Origin of the sequence: Acinetobacter sp. YH12134 (assembly GCF_013418555.1) — a bacterium.
Classification (GTDB): Bacteria; Pseudomonadota; Gammaproteobacteria; order Pseudomonadales; family Moraxellaceae; genus Acinetobacter; species Acinetobacter indicus.
This window is the reverse complement of record NZ_VPBT01000005.1, coordinates 16,474-38,859: the sequence shown is the minus strand read 5'-3', so window position 1 is coordinate 38,859 and position 22,386 is coordinate 16,474. Positions and strand designations below refer to the sequence as shown.

The following is a 22,386-nucleotide window of genomic DNA, read 5'->3' as shown; positions in this document are numbered from 1 at the left end:
ACATGCGATTTGGCATGTGTCAGGGGCGACGCATGTTTAAATTTCAGCAATCACATCACCTGCGCCAAAACAATAACAACACAGTGATGTCGATTTTACATGGATGATAAAAGATGCAACAACATGATGGCAAACTACATAAGGGCTTGAGCAACCGGCATATCCAGCTCATTGCCCTCGGTGGCTCAATTGGCACCGGATTATTCCTCGGCATCTCCCAGACCATTAAACTGGCCGGCCCGTCGGTCATTCTGGGTTATGCCATTGCTGGCCTGATTGCATTTTTAATGATGCGTCAACTGGGTGAAATGATTGTCGAAGAACCGGTCAGCGGTTCTTTTAGTCATTTTGCCTATAAATACTGGGGCAAGTTTGCCGGCTTTATGTCGGGCTGGAATTACTGGGTACTTAATGTGCTGGTGTGTATGGCCGAACTGAGTGCCATTGGCCTGTATATCCATTACTGGTGGCCGGAGATTCCGACCTGGGTCTCAGCACTGGGCTTCTTTATTTTTATTAATGTGATTAACCTGCTGCATGTCAAACTGTTTGGCGAAATGGAATTCTGGCTGGCGATTATTAAAGTGCTGGCGATTGTGGCCATGATTGCGTTTGGTAGCTATCTGCTGGCGTCCGGTAACGGCGGTCCGCAGGCGCATTTAAGCAATTTATGGGAACTTGGCGGCTTTTTCCCCAATGGTGTGATGGGCCTGGTGATGGCAATGGCCATGATCATGTTTGCCTTTGGCGGTATTGAGCTGGTCGGTATTGCCGCAGCAGAAACTGACAACCCGAAAAAGACCTTACCGAAAGCGGTCAATCAGATCGTATACCGGGTTTTATTATTCTACATTTTAACCCTGCTGATTATTCTGGCCTTATATCCATGGAACCAGATGGCACAAGGCGGCAGCCCGTTCGTGATGATGTTTGACTCCTTAGGCAGTCAAGGCGTTGCTACCGTGCTGAATTTCGTGATCTTGACTGCTGCGGTGTCGGTCTATAACAGCACCAACTACTGTACCAGCCGTATGCTTTTAGGTCTTGCGGAACAAGGCAATGCGCCGAAGTTTTTAAGCAAAATCAATTCACGCGGTATTCCGGTAAATGCGGTGATGGTTTCGGCCTTTTTCACCCTGCTCTGTGTGCTGCTGAATTACCTGTTCCCGGAAACGGCGTTCAGCCTGTTGATGATGCTGGTGGTGGCAGCCATTGTGATTAACTGGGTGGTGATTTCCTATACCCATCTGAAATTTAAACGTCAGATGCTGGCGCAGCAACAGCAAACCCTGTTCCCAAGTATTGCCTATCCGTTTACCAATTACCTGTGTATTGCCTTTATGCTCGGTATCTTGGTGATTATGAGCCAGACCCCATCGATGCGTATTGCAGTCGGTCTGCTGCCGGTATGGATTGGCCTGTTATCGCTGGCCTATTACCTTAAACAGAAAAAACTGGCGCGCGATCCTGCGCTCATCAAAGCCAAAAGCTATTAATTCAGGAAGAGTTTATGTTTCAACATGTCGATACCTATGCCGGCGATCCGATTCTGTCCCTGATGGAAGAATTCCAGCATGATCCGCGTCCGCATAAAGTTAATCTCAGTATCGGGCTGTATTATAACGAGGCCCAGCAGGTTCCGCAGTTGCGTGCCATCCAGCAGGCTTATCAGGACCTAAATGCCGAGCAGCAGAAGGTCAAACTGTACCTGCCGATGCAAGGCATGCCGGCTTATAACAGCGCCGTCCAAGCGCTAATTTTTGGCGAAGATAGCCCGGCCTGTCAGGCCGGCCGTGTAGTGACCTTACAAACGCTGGGCGGTTCGGGCGCACTAAAAGTGGCGGCAGATTTCTTAAAACGCTATTTTCCAGCCTCTGAATTATGGGTTAGCCGCCCGACCTGGGATAACCATATTGCGACTTTCCAGGGCGCCGGCATTCGTTGCCATGAATATCCGTATTTTGATCCGCATAGCGGTCAGGTGGACTTTGCTGCCATGCTGGATTGCCTGCAACAGCTGCCGGCGCAAAGTATTGTCCTGCTGCATCCCTGCTGTCATAACCCGACCGGTGCCGACTTGTTGCCAGCGCAGTGGGATCAGCTGATTGAGCTACTGGCGCAGAAGCAGCTAATTCCGCTCTTGGATATGGCCTATCAGGGCTTCGCCGAAGATTTTCACGCAGATGCTTATGCTATCCGGGCGATGGACAGGGCCGGCCTGAATTTTCTGGTCAGCCATTCATTTTCCAAAATTTTCTCTTTATATGGCGAACGGGTTGGCAGCTTAAGTGCAGTTTGTGATGATGCCACCACCGCCCAAAGTGTGTTAGGCCAGCTGAAAGCCACTGTACGCCGGATTTATTCCAGCCCGCCGACTACCGGCGCGATGCTGATTCAGCATGTGTTGCACACGCCGGCGCTGTACCAAAGCTGGCAGGACGAACTGACCGAAATGCGTGAGCGCATTCAACAGATGCGTGAGCGTTTAAAACAGCAGCTCGAACTTGCCTTACCGGGGCAATCTTTTGACTATCTGACCCGGCAGCGCGGCATGTTCAGCTATACTGGCTTGAGTGCAGCCCAAGTCGATCAGCTCAAGCAGGAGTTTGGTATCTATCTGGTGCGTAGTGGCCGGATGTGTGTGGCAGGACTAAACCAGAACAATGTTGATGCAGTGGCACATGCCATGGCACAGGTATTACAATATAGCGATACTGCACTCACTGCTTAAACCTCTGTTTCCTCGCAAATAAAAACGGGCCATGTGCCCATTTTTATATTTTTCTATCATAGAAACTTGAAGCTTATATAGCGGCTTTTAACATCTGCTTGGCTTCATCCTGATTGACCGCATTGCTGAACAAATAGCCCTGACCAAAATGGCAGCCAAACTGTTTCAGGGTTTCAAACTGCTCTTTGGTTTCAATACCTTCGGCAATAATATCCAGAGATAAAACCGGCCCTAACTTGATAATCGCCTCGACAATGGCCTGAATGGATTTATCACTATTGATGCGGTTGACGAAATCACAGTCAATTTTCAGGCTATCCACCGGATAATCACGTAAATGGGTTAAGGAAGAATGCCCGGTGCCAAAATCATCCAGCGAAATGCGAATACCGGCCTGTTTCAGTTTATGGATGGTACGAATCACACATTCAGAGCCACGCTCGGCCAGTGATTGCTCGGTAATTTCAATTTCAATTAATTGCGCCGGAATCTGATAATGCTGCATCCGTTTTAACAGCACTTCTGCGTAGTTATCGCGCGTCAATTCCACCGGCGAAGCATTAATTGACACCGGCACCGTCTGTAGACCCTGTTTGATCCAGCTTTGTAAATCACTAAAAATCGCCTGCTGCATCAATTCACTGATTTTTGTAGTCAGCTCATAATCGCTAAAGGCTTCTAGCAGCTCTTTCGGATAACGGTAACGCTGCTGTGCATCCTGCCAGCGTAATAAAGCCTCAAAGCCAATCAGCTCACCGGTTTCAATACACACTTTCGGCTGATAAAACGGTACAATCCGCTGTTCACGAATAATCATGCGTGCAGTCTGCAACTGCTCTGCCTTGCTCTGGACCGCCGCCAGCATAGAATGATCAAACATGCGGATGCCACCTCGGCCACCGGCTTTCAGGTCATTCAGCGCGGTATCGGCACATTTCATCAGTTCGGGAATTTCTCTGGCATCTTTGGGATACATCGAACAGCCAATGCTCATGCCGCAGTTAATGACCCGGCCGCTATAGGTAATGGGTGCATCCAGCAGTTTGGCAAACTTCTTGGCCAGTTCAATCAGCTGCTGTTCATTTTCAACCGAATGCACCACCACGGCAAACTCATCACCACCCAGGCGCGCAATACTGACCTGTTCTGAAATATATTTTTGAAAGCGTTTGGACAATACTTTTAATAAATGATCGCCGGCCTGATGGCCCAGGGTATCGTTAATATTTTTAAAATGATCCAGGTCAATCAGCATGACCCCGACCAATGTGCGGGTTTCTTTGGCGACCTGAATTGCCTGTTTGGTTTTTTTCCGGAAGGTTCGGCGGTTAATCAGCTTGGTCAGATCATCGACTTCACTGCTGAGTCTTAATTTATCTTCGGCAATTTTTTGCAAGGTCACATCACGTGACACACATAAAATACTGGTGGTTTCGCCGTGTTCGTTCAGCACTGGGGTCAGCATATTGTCCCAGTATTTCACTTCATCTTGGTTAATACTCATACCCGGGAAACGGGAATTTTTGCCTTTAATCGCCTCACGAATGGCCTGCTGACCTTTTTCACGGGCTTCGGGCGGTAACAGGTCGAGCCATTTCATGCCGAAATTCTTTTCCCGCTCTTTGCCCAGCAACGCCTGGCAACCTGAACGGTTCATATGCGACAGAGAGCCATCCGGTTTGACAATCTTGATACAGTCAACACTGACATCCAGCATATGGGTGTGGGCACGTAAGGTATCTTTGGTTTCCCTATATTTCACTGCACTGTCATGAATATTGGTACAGCTGATCATCCACTGGTCACAGCCCTCGAGCTGATGCGAATTTCGGGTAATTAACAGAAACCAGTGATAGCGCTGCTGACGATCCCGAATCCGGCATTCTTTTTCAAAACTCTGGCCGCTTTTTTGCGCACTTTCCCATAAAAAACACAGATGCTCGGCATCTTCCGGGTGAATGGCATTCAGCCAGCTTTGAGCAGTCAGGCTTTGCTCATCTGAAGCAAGATACTGTTTAAAATTAGAATTATATAGATGATGTCCGGCTGAACTAACCCAAATCAGTTGTGGCATCATTTCAATGGCGCGAATAAAGTCTTTCTGAAAAGGAGATTTCTCAAGTTTAGGCGTGACCTGTTTGGACTTGTCTTTTAATACCTCAAGCAGATTAATATGACTCATATCGCATTTTCCGAGTTATAGTGCCAATAAGATCACACTTCTATACAAATATGTATTATAAGAGCAATAAAAATTATTTTTAACCCACGGTAAATAAAAATACCCAGTTTTTGTATATTCTTTTTGTAATTATAATGGCTTAAAAATATACAATTTTCTGTGCATATTCCTGACTTTAAGCATGCAGCCTAGTTCTACTTTGTAGCGAGACTGGGCAGTTTTGATAGAAAAAAGATATCAGTTGTGATGGTTTCTGTGAGTGCAGATACAAAAAAACACCGGGTCTAAGCCCGGTGTTTTTTAGATAAGGTCATTACGACTCGAAATGAATTACACTACGAATTGATTTACCTTCATGCATTAAGTCAAATGCTTCATTAATCTGTTCTAACGGCATGGTATGGGTAACAAAAGGCTCCAGCTGAATATCACCTTTCATGGCCTGCTCGACCATGCCTGGTAATTGTGAACGGCCTTTAACGCCACCAAATGCAGTGCCCATCCATTTACGGCCTGTCACCAACTGGAATGGACGGGTCGAAATTTCTTTACCGGCACCAGCCACACCAATAATCACCGATTGGCCCCAGCCACGATGGGCACATTCCAGCGCGGAACGCATCACGTTGACATTGCCGATACATTCAAAAGAATGATCAACACCCCAACCGGTCATTTCAACAATCACTTCCTGAATTGGACGCTCATAATCATTCGGGTTAATGCAGTCAGTCGCACCAAACTGTTTGGCCAGTTCAAATTTTTCCGGGTTGGTATCAATTGCGATAATACGGCCGGCTTTGGCCTGACGCGCACCTTGCACCACGGCCAGACCAATCCCGCCTAAACCAAACACGGCTACACTGTCACCTTCCTGTACTTTGGCAGTATTATGCACCGCACCAATACCGGTGGTTACGCCACAGCCCAACAAGCACACCTGTTCATGGTTGGCTTCGGGGTTAATTTTGGCCAGTGACACTTCGGCCACCACAGTATATTCACTGAAAGTTGAGCAGCCCATGTAATGATAAATGGGTTGACCATTATATGAAAAACGGGTGGTGCCATCTGGCATCAAACCTTTACCCTGGGTAGCACGCACCGCCACGCACAGGTTGGTTTTACCCGATTGACAGAACAGACATTCACCACATTCCGCGGTATACAGTGGAATCACATGATCACCCGGTTTAAGGCTGGTCACACCTTCACCGACTTCCACCACCACACCCGCGCCTTCATGACCCAACACGGCTGGAAACACCCCTTCAGGATCATCACCTGACAAGGTAAAGGCATCCGTATGACATACACCGGTATGACTAATTTTAACCAAGACTTCTCCAGCTTTTGGCGGAGCCACGTCTATTTCTACAATTTCAAGGGGTTGACCCGGACCAAATGCGACCGCAGCTCTTGATTTCATGAAATTGATCATCCTTTTGATACGTCTTTAACAGATGTCTTACAGTAACCGCTTTTTATCAACAGATTCAACCTATAACATCATGATAATCTATATGAATCAGTAAAAATCTACTTCATAAAAATGATGCCATTAAAATATTACAACATGATCTGGTTGTGCTGTCTGATTCTGGCATGTACCGGTTGTAATTCGCTTGAACAGAACTATGCTGCGCAGGATGCGCCAATTGAACCAGATTTTGAACACTGGATGCCGCGACCAGAGGCACAGGCACAACTACAACGCGGACAAACCGCCTATTTACCGCTGTATGACGGATTTATCAGTATTGCTTCACGTTTACATTTAATTCATAACGCCAAACATCATTTAGACCTGCAATATTACATCTGGACCGATGACGAAATTGGTCATTTAGTGCTGGCCGAATTACTCAAAGCCGCCGACCGCGGGGTACAGGTCCGGTTACTGATTGATGACCAGAATGGCACCCAACTGGACGATACCTTGCTGGCACTCAGCCATCATCCGAACTTTAAAATTCGCCTGTTTAATCCTTATAAATTCCGTCATTTTCGGGCACTGGATTATGCCTTCCGGATGCAGGCAGTGAATCACCGCATGCACAACAAACTGATTATTGCCGATGGCGCGATTGCCGTGACCGGTGGCCGCAATATCAGCCGGGAATATTTTGATGCCAGTGATGACTTTCAGTTTACCGATGTAGATATTCTCTTTGCCGGTAATGCGGTCAAAAAAGCCAACGATAATTTCCGTGCTTTCTGGAACCATGAACTGAGTTTTAATCTGGTCCAGCTGATGGACCAGAACAGCAATAAATACCATCGTAATAGCTTGACCTTGCTGCGGGAAAAATATGCCAGCCAGCAACTGGATGAACAGGAGGTGCAACGTCGGATCAGTTTTGCCGAGCAACAGGTGGCGCAGTATTTAAAACAGCGTTCCTATCATTGGGCCAAAGCGCATTTTGTGGCTGACCCGCCAGAAAAAATCCAGGGCAAAGCCAAAGATGAAGAGATGATTTACCATCAGATGATCCAGATTATGGGCACGCCCGATCAGCATCTGGAACTGGTGTCTGCCTATTTTATTCCGACTCAACGTGGTACGGATTATATGAGCCGTCTGGCAGAAAACGGCATTGATATCCGGGTTTTGACCAACTCGTATATGGCCAATGATGTACCGATTGTACATGCCTTCTATCAGCAATACCGGCCGCAGCTATTGGCCAGTGGTATTCGACTGTATGAATTCAAGCGTGATATTCAGCGCGAAGAACGCACCTGGTATGAAATTATTACCGGTAACGTGATTCCGGCCAAAGGCCGCAGTGCTTCCAGCCTGCATGCCAAATTCTTTGATATTGATGGCAAGGTGTTTATTGGCTCTTTTAATTTTGATCCGCGCTCGGCCTTTTTAAATACTGAAGTTGGGCTGGTCTTGGAATCTGATGAGCTTCAAGATGAAATTTCAGATTCATTGAATCAGTACCTGCCGCAAATTGCCTATGAACTAAGGTTGGATGAGAAAGGACATATTATCTGGCTGGATTATCAAAAAGATGGTTCAGTGATTCAGCACAAGGTTGATCCGGAAACCACCAGTTTCCAGCGTTTTGTGATGAATTTAATGACCCATGTCCCAATCGAGTGGATGATGTAATGACATCCACATTACAGTAAATATACATTGACCAAGATAATTGAATACGAGTTGCTCTATGGGTTTGCAGCAAACCCGATACCCGGAGAGATTGTGTGATCTCTCACTTCGTATTTATCGCCAGAAGGTTTTACTCTTCTGCTACATTACTTTAAAATTCACGCTTTATTTTTCTTCTTTTTTAGATCTCTCCTCATGCAATTTTTTGATTTAAGCCGTCAATTTAAATTAAGTGATATTCTCAGCCCGACTAAAACCCTGAATGAATTGGGCCAGCAAGAGTGGTTTCTGGCCAAAGTGCGGGTCGAACATGATTGCCTGTCCGACTCGGAGCAGCTTGAAGGTCAGGTAGTGTTGCAATCGAATGAGAATATTCAGCTGGAACTGGAATGGCTGATTCAGGACACCGGTTTTGAATTGCAGGTGTTGTTTAAGGGTGTAGAAACTGCGGCTGAACAGGAAACCTTAGTGATGGTCAAAGGTGCACAACTGGTGGATGATGCACAGCAACCGCTCTCAGCCCAAGCCCTCAGCTTATGGATTGATGGCACTTTATTACCGATGTTGCCGCAAATCCGCAAGGAAATTAAAGCCCGCCTGAATTTATGGGATTATGTGGAATACGGAGCTTAAGTCCTTTTATTCTGCTTTTACTGCTGAAACATGAAAAAAGAGCGAAGTTTTTCGCTCTTTTCTGAGCTGTGCTCGTCAGATTTCCTCTCGTTCTATTTTTAAATCCAATTTATGATGAATATGCAGTTGCGCTTTCACGCATAACAATAGTTCTGGTCTTTATTATGCTGGTTTTAACTATAAAATGAGTATAAAAATGAACAAGAATATGGATGCTCAAACCTGGGGGCAAATACGACAAGTGGTTGCGCAGGCGCAGCGCGCCAGTATGCACTGCTCCATCGCCAGTGTGAGTCCGGAAGGTATCCCGAATATCACCCCGATTGGCACCTTATTTTTAAATGACAGCTCTCCCACCGGTTTCTTTTTTGACACCTACTCTGCCACGCTGCAACCGCATCTCAAACATAATGCGCAGGCCTGTATTCAGGCCGTAAACAGTAGCCGCGCGTTCTGGCTAAAATCAATGATGTCAGGTCAATTTCGCACTTATCCGGGTGTGCGTTTATATGCCAAGATTGGTGAGTTACGCCCGGCCACTGCCGAGGAAATGCATCAGGTGCGCCGTAGAATTGCGCCGTTAAAATGGACACGCGGCAGCAAGCTGATCTGGTCGGATTTCACCCAGGTCCGGGAGGTGCATATTCATGCATTTAGATGGGTAGAATATCCATCAATGATGCCAAAGACATCCTCTCTTTTTTAAAGCAGGCCGACATCCTTAAACAGACCGCAATAAAGTTCAGCCTTTTTCTCCACCGCTAAGGGATAGGCGCGAGATGAAGATGGCATACGGTATAAATGCAGCTCTCGACCAGCAAAGATCGCCTGTGAAGATTGGCCAATTACCGGTTTCGGCGTGCCTTCCGGCATTGATTCCATCAAGGTATCAGTAGCTTTATCACCCGTGGTCATAATGTACTGGCACAGCGGCATTTGCTGGAGCAGCCGATTTAAATCGGTCGGGGTGTGAATATGCAGGAATTTATCTGAAGCATTACCCTTTAAACGGCTAATCCGGTAGGCAGTATCAAACAGTGCAATACCGGTATCTTTTAAAAAGTTTTGAATCAGTTCGAGCTGAAAGTTTTTATTCGGCAGGTCTAAAAAATAGTTTTTATCCTGAAAAAAGCAGATACCAAAAATCCGCCACATATCATTCTGATAATTCGGATAATAAAATTCCATTTTCCAGCGGTTTTTGGGCGGTGGAAAACTGCCCATCATCAGTAATTTGGCATTGGAGGGTAAAAAAGGCTCAAAGGGATGGGTTTCAATTTCAAGATCATCAATCATAAGGCAGCAAACTCAATTCACTTTATTCATCTTAAGCCGTTGTTTAATTTTGAGTGTTACTTCTTTGCCCCATATTTGATAAATTTCTTTACTCGGATGAAAGCCATCTTCGGCCATTTCCAGTTGCATCTGCTGATATTGCGCAATGTCATATTCAATCCAGTCCATGTTTGGCTGTTTTTGAATAAATTTATGCAGTTCACGGTTCATCTGCTTGGCATATTGGCCAAACAGCCATGCCAGCGGGTTCGGTAAAGCCGGGAAAAGCTGCATCGGTGGTACACCTGCTGCAAGGATGAGTTGTGGCTGGAATTTAGCTGCAATCAGCTGATACAACTGCGCCTGCTTTTGAATCCAGATATCGGCTGGCATCAATTTGGTGACATCATTCACCCCGACCGAGGTGACCACTACATCAAACTTTTCAGTGTCCAGCTGCTGAACGCTTTGAATGACCTGCCCCGTGGTATTGCCTGTTTTGGCATGCAGTTTCCAGCTGACCTGAAATTCGGAAGTGAGTCCGGCCAGAATCGCGCCGAGCAAGGCATCTTCCTGATGGCTAACGCCAACACCGGCAGCGGCTGAATCACCCAGAATCAAAATGGATAAGGCCTGTCCCTGACCGCTCGTGCCTTCACGTTCGCCTTCTGGCTCTGCCAGTCTTAAGGTATTTTTCTTGACCCGGCGGCCTTGAATAATCAGGGCGGGAATTAAACCCAAGGTTGCAAGCTTCAGAAACATCGCGTTGTCGATCATCTTCAAAAAAATCGGGCCTATTTTAACCAAAATAAGCCCCGTATTTTTGTCTTTCTCTTAAATATTTTTAAATTTTCAAATATTTAAAACAAACATTTAAAATAAAAAGTGAAAAGCGCCAAATGGAACTTTTCACTTTTTATTAATATGAATTAACCGAGTTTATTGACCAGTTTTAATGGTAAGACTTTCATGGCCAAGCCCAGTGGTAACCATGGCCATTTTGGCACATAAGCTTTTACCGGTGCTTTTTCAATTTCTGCGGCCAGTAAACGTGAACCGGTTTGTTCATCTACTTCAAATGGTAATTTTTTCGCGCCTTCGTTAATTTCGGTACGGATATACCCCGGGAAAATGGTGGTAACTTTAATTGGCGTATCAATCAGTTCGGCGCGAATGCCTTCAGCCAGATGCGCAACGCCGGCTTTACTGGCGCCATACGCAGTCAGATGTTTTGGCATACCACGCATTGCGCTCATGGAAGAAATCATCACCAGATGGCCAGAGTTTTGGGCACGGAAAATTTCTACCGCAGCTTCACATTGCGCCAGCGCTGAAATAAAGTTGGTTTCAACCGTGGCGCGGTTAATCGCAAAATTGCCTTTGCCGATCCGGCGGCCTTCACCAACCCCGGCATTGACAATAATCCGGTCAATTGTGCCGAGCTCTTCTTTAAAGGCACGAAACACCTCAAATACCTGATCATAATTGGTCACATCTAAGGTTTTTGCGGCCACGCTCACGCCGTACTTGCTTTCCAGTTCCTGTTTTAAGCTTTCCAGACGTTCCATACGACGCGCACAAATGGCCAGGTTATAGCCTTTTTGTGCAAATTCGCGGGCCATACCGGCACCAATGCCGGAACTTGCGCCGGTAATTAAAATTGTTTTGGTCATCTGTCTATTCCTTGATTAAATCCAGGTTAATAATTCTGGATGTTGTGCTTTTATAAAATGATGTTCATTCAGACTTAACAGTTGCGGCTCATTGCCGACCAGACGCAAAGTGGTCATGCTGGTATTGGCGATGGCCCAGTTCAGTGCAAAAGTCCGGTTAGGATTCAGTTCCAGAATTTTTCCAGCAACAACCGAAATGACTCCGCCCGAAGTAAACACAATCGCGTAACGCGGTTTGGTTTGGGCCAGTTCATCACACAGGTTTTGCAAGGCGGTTTCGACCCGGGCCTTGAAATGCGGCCAGGATTCTTCATATTCATGGTGATATTCACCGCCAGTCCAGCGTTCAATGGCACCTTCAAAAATTTTTGCCAGATACGCCCGCGGATTAAGCTCTTTGGCTACATCGGCCTTTAATAAATGCGGTTCATTAAAGCGCGGTTCGTATTGGGCAAACACCTGCTGATGATTAAACTCGTTCCAGTCCGGATTGGTGACCAGATGAGCTTCAGGGAAACATTCGGCCAGAGCGATCTGTGCAGTCTGCTGATGGCGCTGCATGGAGCCGGCCACCACATAGGGTTCTTCTTTTAAGATGTTGTCAAAATACTGCCCCAGCAGTTTGGCCTGCAATTCCCCATTCGGCGAAAGCTGGTCATAGCTTTCTGCACCAAAAGAAGCCTGGCCATGACGGATTAAATAAATAGTCGTCATTTCGGCAGCAGCTCCTTAAATTTGGCCATATATTTTTGTGCCAGCTCATTGGCTTCAATTTTTTGCAGCCCAATCAGTTTTAAGGCGCGGATGTGCAAGGCATGAATCACAATCCAGAAATCTTTAAAGGCCGGATTATTGGTCTGTTTATGATAATAACGGTAGTAAATCTGCTGGGCGATCACTGCCAGACGGAAAATCCCGAACACTTCATAGAAAGTCCAGTTTTCCGGTTGCAGGCCGGTTTTTTCCAGATAGTAATCCACCACCTGTTTACGGGTGAACATGCCTTTTAAATGGGTCGGCTGACGGCGGGTGGCTTTAAAAATCTGGTTATCGGTTTCTTCTACCCAGTAGGCCAAAGCCGAACCAAGATCCATCAGCGGATCGCCCAGAGTTGCCATTTCCCAGTCCAGCACGCCAATCACTTCGGTTGGATGCTGCGGATTTAAAATCACATTATCAAAACGCCAGTCATTGTGAATAATGCAGGTGGTGGAATCTGCCGGAATATTCTCGTGCAGCCATTTACGTACATATTTAAATGACGGCACATTCAGGGTTTTGGCTTTTTCATAACGGCTGTCCCAGCCTTCCACCTGACGACGGCAATAGCCCTCACCTTTACCGAGTTTTTCCAGTTCAGTGCCCTGATACGGCACCTGATGCAGCTCGATTAATTTATCAATCACATTAATGCACAGTTCCTGAACCTGGGTTTCATCAAAGTTCAGTTCCGGCGGCAGTTTGGCCCGCGGGATAATACCTTCCACGCGCTGCATGATATAAAAATCACAGCCAATCACCGATTCATCCTGACACAGCGCCACCATCTGCGGTAATACCGGATAATACGGTGCCAGATTTTTTTGTACATGATATTCACGCGCCATGTCATGCGCAGATTTGGCTTTGGTGCCTTTAGGTGGGCGACGTAAAATTAAATCGGCATTGCGATAGTTCAGACGATAGGTCCAGTTAGAGGCACCGCCTGAATATTGGGTCACTTCAACGGGTTCCTGAACATCAACCCCTTGCGCCTTTAACCACTGGCTTACCGCCTGAATATCCAGTTCCTCGCCTTCACGAACCTGACCGCCAACATCAATCACTGACATGTTATTTTCCTGATTTTTCACTTTTTTAGGTCTTGCCCTATTAGAGCATTTTCAGCTGTAAAGACCCACACTGTTTCTGGTGTTTTGCCACTTATTTTTTACGACGGGTACTGTAGCCACGTTTGGCCAGTTCCAGTTTGGCAATCATGCCTTTATGCACTTCATCGGGACCATCGGCCAAACGTAAAGCACGCGCCTGGGCAAAGAAACCGGTCAATGGCGTATCGCGGGACAGCCCGGCACCGCCGTGGATTTGCATGGCCATATCCACCACTTTTTCCAGCACGCTTGGCGCCACCACTTTAATGGCAGAAATTTCTGTGAGCGCGGCCATATTGCCTAAAGTATCCATTTTATAGGCGGCATAGAGCGTTAACAGGCGTGCCTGATCAATTGCCACACGCGCTTCGGCCACACGCTCCAGGTTGCCACCCAGTTTCAGGATTTCCTTGCCAAAGGCAGTCCGGTTCATGCCGCGGTCAATCATCAGTTCCAGTGATTTTTCTGCCGCGCCGATACAACGCATACAATGATGAATACGGCCGGGTCCTAAACGGCCTTGAGCAATTTCAAAGCCTTGACCGGCACCGCCAATAAAATTGGCCACTGGCACGCGGACATTGTCAAAGCTGACTTCACCATGCCCATGCGGCGCATCGTAATCGCCAAACACCGGTAACATGCGTTCAATCTTCACCCCTGCGGTATCGACCGGGACCAGCACCATCGAATGTTGATGATGACGGTCTTTGCTTTCGTCCGGGGTATGCGCCATAAAAATAATGATTTTGGCATTCGGATCGCCCAGACCCGATGACCACCATTTACGTCCGTTCAGGACAATCTCATCGCCTTCTACCACCGCCGTAGCCTGCATATTGGTCGCATCAGAAGAGGCGACTGCCGGTTCAGTCATACAAAACACCGAGCGGATTTTGCCTTCGAGCAGCGGCATCAACCATTGCTGTTTTTGCTGTTCTGAACCATAACGCCATAACACTTCCATGTTGCCGCTATCTGGCGCGTTACAGTTAAATACGGTCGGGGCAATCAGGCTACGGCCAGACAATTCGGCAATATGTGCATATTCCTGCACTGACAGGCCCTGGCCCAAATTAGGACAAGGCAAAAACATATTCCACAGTCCCGCGGCTTTGGCTTTGGCTTTTAAACTTTCTAATTGCGCCGGCCACTGCCATTGCGTCCAGTCACTGCCCTGATTCAGTTCATGTACCTGCTGCCAAAAGTCGGCCTCAATTGGTTCAATTTCTGTTTGAATAAACTGTTTGGTTCTTTCAAGATAATCCTGTGCGCGTGCTGACAATTCAAACATGACTGTAGCTTCCTCAATCTGTTGTTATATTGGCTTTACAACACCTTAACCTAAAAATTATTATGCATGAAATGATTTTATTGAATTAAAGACTATGCACAATATTCATAATAATAGCCCAATGGATCTGGGTGCTTTTCATCGTATTGATATTAATTTATACCCGCTATTTATTGCGATTTTTGAACAGAAAAATATTTCCAAAGCGGCGCAGCTCTTATGTATCAGCCAGTCGGCCACCAGTCACGCTTTACAAAGGCTTAGGTTACAGTTACAGGATGATCTGTTTATTCGCACCAGCCATCAGATGTTACCAACGCCGTTTGCCGAGCAGATTTATCCGACCATTAAAACTGCGCTGCTGTCTATTCAGCATATCGCCCGGCAAAAACAGCAGTTTGAACCGGCGATGGTACATACTCTGAAAATTGCCATACATGATGAAATTGAACCGATTATTTTTCCCAAACTGGTGCAGCATTTTCAGCAGCTGAACTTGGAGATTCAGTTTCTAAGCAGCAAGCTGGACCGTAAAACCATGATTAATGATCTGGCCACCCAGCAAATTGATTTTGTGATTGATCTGGAACACAAGCTGGGCGATAAAATCCAGTTTCAGGCGCTGGTCCAAGACCGTTTCGTGGTCTGTAGCCAGCGTTCATCCATAGATAAAGAATTATATTTGTCTGCGCCGCATATTGGTGTTTCTTCACGCCGTAGTGGCCTGCTGCTGGAAGATATTTATTTAAAGCGCAATCAGCTGTCTCGAACCCTATTATTACGCTGTCAGCATTATTCCACTGCCCTGCAAATTCTGGCGCAGCATGACACCGCGATACTGACTATTCCGGAAAGTATTTTGCGACATTTACATATTGACCCGAAGCTGCATATTTTTGAATCGCCTGTCGACCTGCCGAAAATTGATTTGGGGATGTTCTGGTATAAGGAGATGCAGGAGAATGCACGTCATGCATTTTTAAGAGCGGAGATTTATAAAATTTTTGCTTAGGCTATTTAGATCACTCAAATTCAAGGCGCTTTATCTTCATTAAATTTCAAACATCGCTCAAGCCCTTGCCAGATCAGGCGTTGCAGCGTAGCTGATTTGTTAAAAACTAGCTAATTGGCGATTTAATCGACCGGCGAATTGCGCCATTTCTTTTACACTAGCACTTTTATTTTTCACGGTTTACAGCTGGCTGGTCTGTTCAGCTGAATTGAAAGCGTCTATGTTGACTGAACTCTCCCCTTTCTGGCTGCTGGCATTGGCCGCTGGATGCTGTCTTGTTGCGTTTATGCTGTTGGGTAAGATTTCCCGCTTTGTGCAGCAACTGTTTCGACCTTTTAAAAAAGGCAAAACCTATTGGGCGCGGGTCACTGCGGTCAGCGATGGCGATACCCTCACCCTGTACCGTTTTAATTTAAGACGTTCAGAAACCCGCATCCGCTTTGCCTATATTGATGCGCCAGAATCGAGTCAAAGTTATGGTCCGGAAACCCGGCGTCTGGTGAAAACCATGCTGCATCAGAAGGTGGTACGGGTCAAAATTACCGATATTGACCGCTATGGCCGCCATGTTGGGGTGATTTATCGCTACCGTAAAAATGTCAATGAAGAACTGGTCAAACGTGGTGCCGCCTGGGTCTATGAAGATTATATTCGTGATCGCAAGCAGCTAGCGCGTATGCGTGCCTTACAGACTCAGGCCAGAGCGCGGAAAAAAGGACTCTGGAAAAGTAGCCGCCCGGTGCGGCCAAGTGTCTATCGCAAACAGAACCGTAAATAAAATGCTCAGGTGAATTTTTAAAGTCCGAAGATGATTCAGCTTAATAAGCCCATTGCACCAGCAAACGAAAAGCTCCGGCAATCAGCGCCAACGCCACAAAACCGGCCAGCCAGAGACCAATAAACCACAGCAGCTGTGTACGTTTCATTGCGGCTCCTTGATGACTAAGGGAATAATTGAGCTGGGATGATGTGCTTCATGTCGATTTTCTTTAATGATAGCCATCATCCCCGACCCGGACTTTATGGCGAAAAATCCAATAGGACATCGCGCTATAACCTAGAATAATCGGAATTAAAATCAGCGCGCCAATGAGAGTAAAACGCTGACTGCTTTCCGGTGCAGCAGCCTGCCAGAAGCTGACCGAGGGCGGAATAATATAAGGCCATAAGCTGATTAAAAAACCGCTATAGGCCAGAAATACCAAGGCCAGCGTATACAAAAATGGGCGAAACTGTTGCTGTTGCCGGCAGGCTTTTAAAGCCAGATAAGTAAAGATCAGCACCAGTATCGGCACCGGAGAGAAATACAGCAGCTGCGGCAGACTAAACCAGCGCTCGGCAATGTGCGGCTGGGTTATCGGGGTATAAATACTGACGGCTGCTAAAACAATCAATAGGCCGATCAGCATCTTCGGCATTAAACGGTACATACGCTGCTGTAGCGCCTGATCGGTTTTAAAAATGAGCCAGCCACAACCTAAAGTGGCGTACAACATTACCACGCCAGCACCAGTAAACAGGCTAAACGGCGTTAACCAGTCCAAGCCATGGCCCGCATATACCCCCTGCTCGGTACGAATACCCTGAATATAAGCGCCCAAAATTACGCCTTGTAAAAAGCTGCTAAAAACAGAGCCACCAATAAAAGCTTTGTCCCACCAGTGTTTGCTGCTGTTGGCCTTAAAACGAAACTCAAAGGCAACACCGCGAAAAATTAAGGCAATCACCATTAAAATGACCGGTAAATACAGGGCCGAAAGTACCGCGGCATAGGCCAAGGGAAAAGCAGCAAACAGGCTGGCGCCTCCCAGCACCATCCAGGTTTCATTGCCATCCCAAATTGGCGCGACGGTATTCATCATCACATCCCGCTCTGCCTGCTCGGGAAAAAATGGAAATAAAATCCCGATGCCCAAATCAAAGCCATCTAACACCACATACATCAGCACCGCGAAGGCAATAATCCCGATCCACAGCAAAGATAAATCCATCATGGCTCCTGCTCCTGTTTGGGACGCTCGACGGGCGGGTTGATCTGCTCGGTGACACTGCTTAATGGCCGTCTGGAGGCTTGAGTAAGCTCAGCATCAGAGGCTGATGATGGCGCTGAATGAATCAGTTCCGGCCCTTTGTGCATCAGTCTGAGCATGTAATAAATACCCATACCAAACACCACAAAATACACCAGTACAAAAATCATCAAACTCAGGCCAACCTGCTCTGCAGATACTGGCGATAAGGCATCTTCGGTGCGTACCACCCCATAGACCACCCACGGCTGGCGGCCGACTTCTGTGGTAAACCAGCCGGCCAATAAGGCAATAAAACCAGAGGGTCCCATCCATAGGGCAAAACGCTGAAAACGACGATGTTCATATAAACGCTGCCGTTTACGTAGCCACAATCCCCACAGCGCCAAAATTAGCATCAACACGCCTAAGCCGACCATAATCCGGAAACTCCAGAACACAATGGTCGAATTGGGCCGATCTTCCGGGGCAAATTCTTTTAAGCCAGTGACGGTGCCATCTAGCGAATGGGTCAGAATTACGCTGCCTAAATTGGGAATCGCCAGTGCATATTTGGTTTCTTCGGCCTGCATATCGGGAATACCAAACAGATACAGCGGCATGCCTTTCTCATGATTGGTATCCCAATGCCCTTCCATCGCTGCCAGTTTGGCTGGTTGATGTTGCAGGGTATTCAAGCCATGTAAATCGCCCACCAGCACCTGTAAGGGAGTTAAGATCAGCATCAGCCACAAGGCCATTGAAAACGAGGTTTTTACCAATGCATCCCGACGGCCTTTAAGTAAATGCCAAGCGGCCGTGGCAGCCACCAGCAAAGCAGAGACCAAAAAGGCAGCAATGGCCATATGCGCCAGCCGATACAGGAATGACGGATTAAAGACAATGGCCCACCAGTCCTGTGGCACCAGAATGCCATTTTCGATGCTGAAACCTTGCGGAGTTTGCATCCAGCTATTGGCTGATAAAATCCAGAACATGGAAATACAGGTGCCAATTGCGACCATTAAAGTCGAGAAAAAATGTGCTTTAGGTCCCACCCGTCCCCAACCAAACAGCATGATGCCAAGAAAACCCGCTTCCAAAAAGAAAGCGGTGAGCACTTCATAGGCCAATAATGGTCCGGTGACACTGCCGGCGATACGGGAAAATTCACTCCAGTTGGTGCCAAACTGATAGCTCATGACAATGCCAGAAACCACCCCCATGGCAAAGGCGACCGCAAAAATCTTGACCCAGAATTTAAACAGGTCCTGATAAATCGGATTACGACTGCGTAACCAGCGCCATTCCAGAATCGCCAGAAAACTGGCCAGACCAATGGAAATGGCCGGAAAAATGATATGAAACGAAACTGTAAAGGCAAACTGAATCCGGGCCAGTTCCAGCGCGGTAAAACCGAGGGTCATCATGCCACCTTTCAAAAGGTCGAGCTGCGCTCAGGGTGTAGAGTTTTAAATATAGCGTTTTGAATTTTTCTCATCGCGCTTCAGCATAGGACGAAGTTGTATAGGCCTTGTGTAGGCTTTTGATCAAGAATCTTTAAGCGAGTAATTTCTGCAACTGATGAGTTTTTTTGGAAGATAGAAGCGCTGATTTTTTATTCTTGCGGTTTATCAGCTGGATAGACAGGACTGGATGAGAGGAATTTTTGTAGTTCAGTTGATTGACCTTAACGCTGCTTAACAAATCTATAGCAATACACGTTGCCCCCTCATCTTTTATCATCTGTTTTTTTGAATCCTTCGCTGGCTTCCCTACTTGAAAAAAATTCCGAACAGGCGTACATTGACTTTGTTTTAGTTACCCTAGTTAACTATTTTTTTATGCCAAGCTCTCCCTTAAAATTTCGTACCGCCTTATTACGCTGCGCACGTCTGTTCAGCGATGAAGTTAATGCTCTGTTATTGCCGCATCAGCTTAATTATTCCTTGTGGCAGGTGTTATATGTCATTCATTTAAAACAGCAATGTACCCAGGTAGATATTGCCGCCTATTTAAAGGTGTCCAAACCGAGCATCACCAAACGTATTCGGGTGTTGCTGGACTTGGGTTTAATCCATCAGCTTGAAAGTAGCGATAAACGGCAGAAATGCCTGACTTTTAGCTCTCACGGGCAGGAACTTTTCAAGCATTGTTCAAGCCAGATTGATCAGTTTGAACAGCAGCTGCTGCAGTCTTTTGCAGTTGCGGACATCGCCCATACCCGCGAGATCCTTAATCAGCTGAGTGAACAGTTACAACCGACCCTACAAGGTGAAGACAAATGAGTTCAGCACAAGCACCGCTATGGACCAGAAACTTTATCCTGGTCGGCCTGATCAATTTTCAACTGGTACTGATTTTTTATCTATTGGTGATTGTGATTGTCGGTTATGCCGTGGCGGAATTAAATGCCAGCATTGCCGAAGCCGGTTTAATTTCAGGACTGTTTATTGTCGGCACCTTATTTGGTCGTCTGCTGATAGGCAAATGCCTACAGCGTTTCGGTTATCGTAGCACCCTGCTTTTTGGGCTGACCGGTTTCTTGCTGCTTTCCTTAGGCTATTTTATAGAGATGGGGGTGACCGCCCTGCTCGGCATCCGTTTTATTCATGGCTTTATGATGGGAGTCGCCTCTACCGTACTCGGCACAGTCATCGCACAAACCCTACCGCCCACCCGCCGCGGTGAAGGTATTGGCTATTACAGCATGAGCAGCACCTTGGGTACGGCGATTGGTCCTTTTGTCGCGATCTGGATGATGCTGCACACCAGTTACCAGACGATTTTTAGCTTATCCAGTGTCTTGGCGCTGGGCTGTCTGGTGGTGGCCTGTTTTATCCGGATGCCAAACCTGGCACAGCCTAAACCTGCAGCCACCGCGACAGCAGGCAAAGGTTTTGGCTTCTGGACCCAGTATCTGGAAAAGAATGCGCTGCCCATTTCCCTGATTATGCTGTTTGCTTCCATCTGTTATTCCGGCGTGCTGTCATTTATTAACTTTTACGCCAAGGAAATTGATCTGGTCGAAGCCGCGTCCTTATTCTTTTTAATGTATGCAATCGCCATTTTGTTTTCGCGTCCGTTTACCGGGCGGCTTATGGATCGTAAAGGTGAAAATATCATTATGTATCCCGCCTTTATTGTGATGGCGATTGCCCTGTTTTTACTAAGTCAGGCGCATAACTCCAGTATGCTACTGCTTTGTGCCGGCTTGCTCGGTCTGGGCTATGGCAATATTCAATCGGTCTGTCAGACTATTGCGGTCAAAAGTACCTCACTGGAACGTATGGGACTGGCGACCTCGACCTATTTTATCTGTCTGGATGCAGGGCTGGGCTTCGGGCCGTATTTGATCGGAATCGCGCTGAAATCGGTTAGTTATGCGCAGATGTATTTCTATAGTGCCATCGCCGCGCTGTTGTGTTTAGGCCTGTATTATCTGCTACATGGTCGTCATGCTCAGCAGGTGCAGCCACAGTTATCACGCTAACGAAAGCAACACGCTTAAAACCGCCGGCCAAAGCGCTGGCGGTATTCCATTGGGGTTAGGCCGGTTTTCTTGCGAAATAAACGCCGGAATGAACTCGGATCTTCATAGCCCACCATTTGCATAATCCGGTCAATCGGCTGCTCGGTTTCTTCCAGCCGTTTTTGCGCAGCTTCAATACGAATAGCCTGCACATACTGATTCGGCGCCACATCTAACACTGCTTTAAAACGGCGAATGAGCGTGCGCGGGCTGATATTAAAGCGCGCCGCCACATCTTCCATATTCAAGTTTTCACTAAAATGCTGCTCCAGCCAATGCTGGATTTCTTTTACCAAACCATCCTGATGTGGCTTGCTCATACGCATCAAGGAATAGGACAACTGGTTGTCACGGCGAAAATCCAGCACAAAGGATTTGGCCGTCTGAATGGCAATTTCAAAGCCATAAAAACGTTCAATTAAATGTAGCCCCAAATCGAACCAGGCCAACCCGCCACCGGCACAATAGACATGATCGGACTGGGTAATCAGGCGATCCGCCTGCAAATGGACCTCCGGATAGCGCTGCTGGAACTGATCTTTAAAACCCCAATGCGTGGTGGCACTGCGGCCCTGTAAAATTCCGGCTTCGGCCAGAAAAAAATTCCCGGTACAGTTTCCGGCAATCAGGCATTGGGCTTGATCGACCTGTTGCAGAACATTCATGAGAGACTGATTTTTTTCCAGAATCTGCTCGATGGAACCGGCCAAAGTCGGAATCACCAGCAAATCGGCCTGCTGGATTTCACTATAGGCCAGATGCGCCTCAATGCGTAAACCATTACTGCATTGCACCGTTTCTCCCTGTGGCGAGGCAATCTGCACCTGAAACAAACGCTGGATGTCCTGTTTCTGAATCCGGTTCCAGCTAATGCCGGCCAGACTGAATAAATCGGCCACACCGGTTATGGCCGAAGCCAGTGCACCATCATAGGCCAGAATAAAAACCCGCTTCATGCTTTCTTCCCAAATGTCGTTTTTAGCTCCTTGAGTGTCATTATTGACAATTTATCTGCCAATACAAGTCTTGTTAAGCTAAGAGCAATCAATAAAA

21 protein-coding genes are annotated in these 22,386 nt (G+C 46.9%); 9 read left to right on the top strand and 12 right to left on the bottom strand.

From position 1 onward, the window contains the following. The first annotated feature begins 113 nt into the window (after nucleotides 1-113). Complete coding sequence (locus FTU69_RS05205; RefSeq protein WP_005178192.1) at nucleotides 114-1,496, top strand: amino acid permease; 1,383 nt, start codon at nucleotides 114-116, stop codon at nucleotides 1,494-1,496. 14 nt (nucleotides 1,497-1,510) lie between these two features. Further along, nucleotides 1,511-2,731 carry an amino acid aminotransferase gene (locus FTU69_RS05200; protein WP_180088318.1) on the top strand — a complete coding sequence of 407 codons (1,221 nt, stop codon included), beginning with the start codon at nucleotides 1,511-1,513 and terminating at the stop codon, nucleotides 2,729-2,731. 73 nt (nucleotides 2,732-2,804) lie between these two features. Here the strand turns inward: FTU69_RS05200 and FTU69_RS05195 are convergent, their stop codons facing one another. Beyond that, nucleotides 2,805-4,913: an EAL domain-containing protein gene (locus FTU69_RS05195; protein WP_180088320.1), complete on the bottom strand. Its 2,109-nt coding sequence runs from the start codon at nucleotides 4,911-4,913 to the stop codon at nucleotides 2,805-2,807. 313 nt (nucleotides 4,914-5,226) lie between these two features. Continuing rightward, the gene (locus FTU69_RS05190; protein WP_016658079.1) at nucleotides 5,227-6,342 is read right to left on the bottom strand and encodes an S-(hydroxymethyl)glutathione dehydrogenase/class III alcohol dehydrogenase; all 1,116 of its coding nucleotides are present in this window, start codon (nucleotides 6,340-6,342) and stop codon (nucleotides 5,227-5,229) included. 123 nt (nucleotides 6,343-6,465) lie between these two features. Between FTU69_RS05190 and FTU69_RS05185 the strand changes: the two genes are divergently transcribed. The 3 genes from FTU69_RS05185 to FTU69_RS05175 all read left to right on the top strand — a co-directional run bounded on the left by FTU69_RS05185 (nucleotide 6,466) and on the right by FTU69_RS05175 (nucleotide 9,373). Continuing rightward, the gene (locus tag FTU69_RS05185) at nucleotides 6,466-8,034 is read left to right on the top strand and encodes a phospholipase D family protein (RefSeq protein ID WP_180088322.1); all 1,569 of its coding nucleotides are present in this window, start codon (nucleotides 6,466-6,468) and stop codon (nucleotides 8,032-8,034) included. Nucleotides 8,035-8,229: 195 nt separating this feature from the next. After that, on the top strand, nucleotides 8,230-8,667 hold the full coding sequence (locus tag FTU69_RS05180) for a hypothetical protein (protein ID WP_005178205.1): 438 nt from the start codon (nucleotides 8,230-8,232) through the stop codon (nucleotides 8,665-8,667). A 196-nt stretch (nucleotides 8,668-8,863) separates the two neighbouring features. Then, nucleotides 8,864-9,373 carry a pyridoxamine 5'-phosphate oxidase family protein gene (locus tag FTU69_RS05175; RefSeq protein ID WP_127801466.1) on the top strand — a complete coding sequence of 170 codons (510 nt, stop codon included), beginning with the start codon at nucleotides 8,864-8,866 and terminating at the stop codon, nucleotides 9,371-9,373. Here the strand turns inward: FTU69_RS05175 and FTU69_RS05170 are convergent. From FTU69_RS05170 to FTU69_RS05145, 6 genes are all read right to left on the bottom strand, one after another. Further along, entirely contained in the window at nucleotides 9,370-9,960 is a 591-nt protein-coding gene (locus FTU69_RS05170) for a uracil-DNA glycosylase family protein (RefSeq protein WP_171065083.1), read from the bottom strand. The two genes, FTU69_RS05175 and FTU69_RS05170, sit on opposite strands and share 4 nt — an antisense overlap. A gap of 15 nt (nucleotides 9,961-9,975) precedes the next feature. Further along, nucleotides 9,976-10,704 carry an SGNH/GDSL hydrolase family protein gene (locus tag FTU69_RS05165; protein WP_160243115.1) on the bottom strand — a complete coding sequence of 243 codons (729 nt, stop codon included), beginning with the start codon at nucleotides 10,702-10,704 and terminating at the stop codon, nucleotides 9,976-9,978. Nucleotides 10,705-10,871: 167 nt separating this feature from the next. Then, complete coding sequence (locus tag FTU69_RS05160; protein WP_016658074.1) at nucleotides 10,872-11,615, bottom strand: SDR family oxidoreductase; 744 nt, start codon at nucleotides 11,613-11,615, stop codon at nucleotides 10,872-10,874. A 15-nt stretch (nucleotides 11,616-11,630) separates the two neighbouring features. Continuing rightward, the gene (locus tag FTU69_RS05155; RefSeq protein ID WP_016658073.1) at nucleotides 11,631-12,329 is read right to left on the bottom strand and encodes a histidine phosphatase family protein; all 699 of its coding nucleotides are present in this window, start codon (nucleotides 12,327-12,329) and stop codon (nucleotides 11,631-11,633) included. Beyond that, a complete protein-coding gene (locus FTU69_RS05150; RefSeq protein WP_104487283.1) occupies nucleotides 12,326-13,447 on the bottom strand; it encodes a phosphotransferase family protein in 1,122 nt (373 codons plus the stop codon). The genes FTU69_RS05155 and FTU69_RS05150 overlap by 4 nt, the downstream gene beginning before the upstream one ends. Before the next feature lie 91 nt (nucleotides 13,448-13,538). Beyond that, entirely contained in the window at nucleotides 13,539-14,780 is a 1,242-nt protein-coding gene (locus FTU69_RS05145) for an acyl-CoA dehydrogenase family protein (protein WP_168408177.1), read from the bottom strand. A gap of 94 nt (nucleotides 14,781-14,874) precedes the next feature. On the opposite strand from FTU69_RS05145, the gene FTU69_RS05140 reads away from it, so the two are divergent. Both FTU69_RS05140 and FTU69_RS05135 read left to right on the top strand, forming a co-directional pair. After that, on the top strand, nucleotides 14,875-15,792 hold the full coding sequence (locus FTU69_RS05140) for a LysR family transcriptional regulator (RefSeq protein ID WP_180088326.1): 918 nt from the start codon (nucleotides 14,875-14,877) through the stop codon (nucleotides 15,790-15,792). A gap of 220 nt (nucleotides 15,793-16,012) precedes the next feature. Then, nucleotides 16,013-16,570 carry a thermonuclease family protein gene (locus FTU69_RS05135; RefSeq protein WP_180055017.1) on the top strand — a complete coding sequence of 186 codons (558 nt, stop codon included), beginning with the start codon at nucleotides 16,013-16,015 and terminating at the stop codon, nucleotides 16,568-16,570. 40 nt (nucleotides 16,571-16,610) lie between these two features. On the opposite strand, the gene FTU69_RS05130 is transcribed toward FTU69_RS05135, so the two are convergent. The 3 genes from FTU69_RS05130 to FTU69_RS05120 form a co-directional block, all read right to left on the bottom strand. Beyond that, nucleotides 16,611-16,718 carry a hypothetical protein gene (locus FTU69_RS05130; protein ID WP_005178219.1) on the bottom strand — a complete coding sequence of 36 codons (108 nt, stop codon included), beginning with the start codon at nucleotides 16,716-16,718 and terminating at the stop codon, nucleotides 16,611-16,613. 63 nt (nucleotides 16,719-16,781) lie between these two features. Further along, nucleotides 16,782-17,786, bottom strand: a complete 1,005-nt coding sequence (cydB, locus tag FTU69_RS05125) for a cytochrome d ubiquinol oxidase subunit II (protein ID WP_180103565.1) — start codon at nucleotides 17,784-17,786, stop codon at nucleotides 16,782-16,784. Next, nucleotides 17,783-19,228 (bottom strand): cytochrome ubiquinol oxidase subunit I, encoded by a 1,446-nt coding sequence (locus FTU69_RS05120; protein ID WP_180088328.1) that lies wholly within the window; start codon nucleotides 19,226-19,228, stop codon nucleotides 17,783-17,785. The genes cydB and FTU69_RS05120 overlap by 4 nt, the downstream gene beginning before the upstream one ends. 417 nt (nucleotides 19,229-19,645) lie before the next feature. Between FTU69_RS05120 and FTU69_RS05115 the strand changes: the two genes are divergently transcribed. Further along, nucleotides 19,646-20,089, top strand: a complete 444-nt coding sequence (locus FTU69_RS05115; protein WP_127801474.1) for a MarR family winged helix-turn-helix transcriptional regulator — start codon at nucleotides 19,646-19,648, stop codon at nucleotides 20,087-20,089. Further along, entirely contained in the window at nucleotides 20,086-21,294 is a 1,209-nt protein-coding gene (locus tag FTU69_RS05110; RefSeq protein ID WP_180103564.1) for an MFS transporter, read from the top strand. Before FTU69_RS05115 ends, FTU69_RS05110 begins: the two co-directional genes overlap by 4 nt. A 14-nt stretch (nucleotides 21,295-21,308) precedes the next feature. Here the strand turns inward: FTU69_RS05110 and FTU69_RS05105 are convergent, their stop codons facing one another. Further along, complete coding sequence (locus FTU69_RS05105) at nucleotides 21,309-22,289, bottom strand: GlxA family transcriptional regulator (protein ID WP_180103563.1); 981 nt, start codon at nucleotides 22,287-22,289, stop codon at nucleotides 21,309-21,311. Nucleotides 22,290-22,386 lie beyond the last annotated feature (97 nt).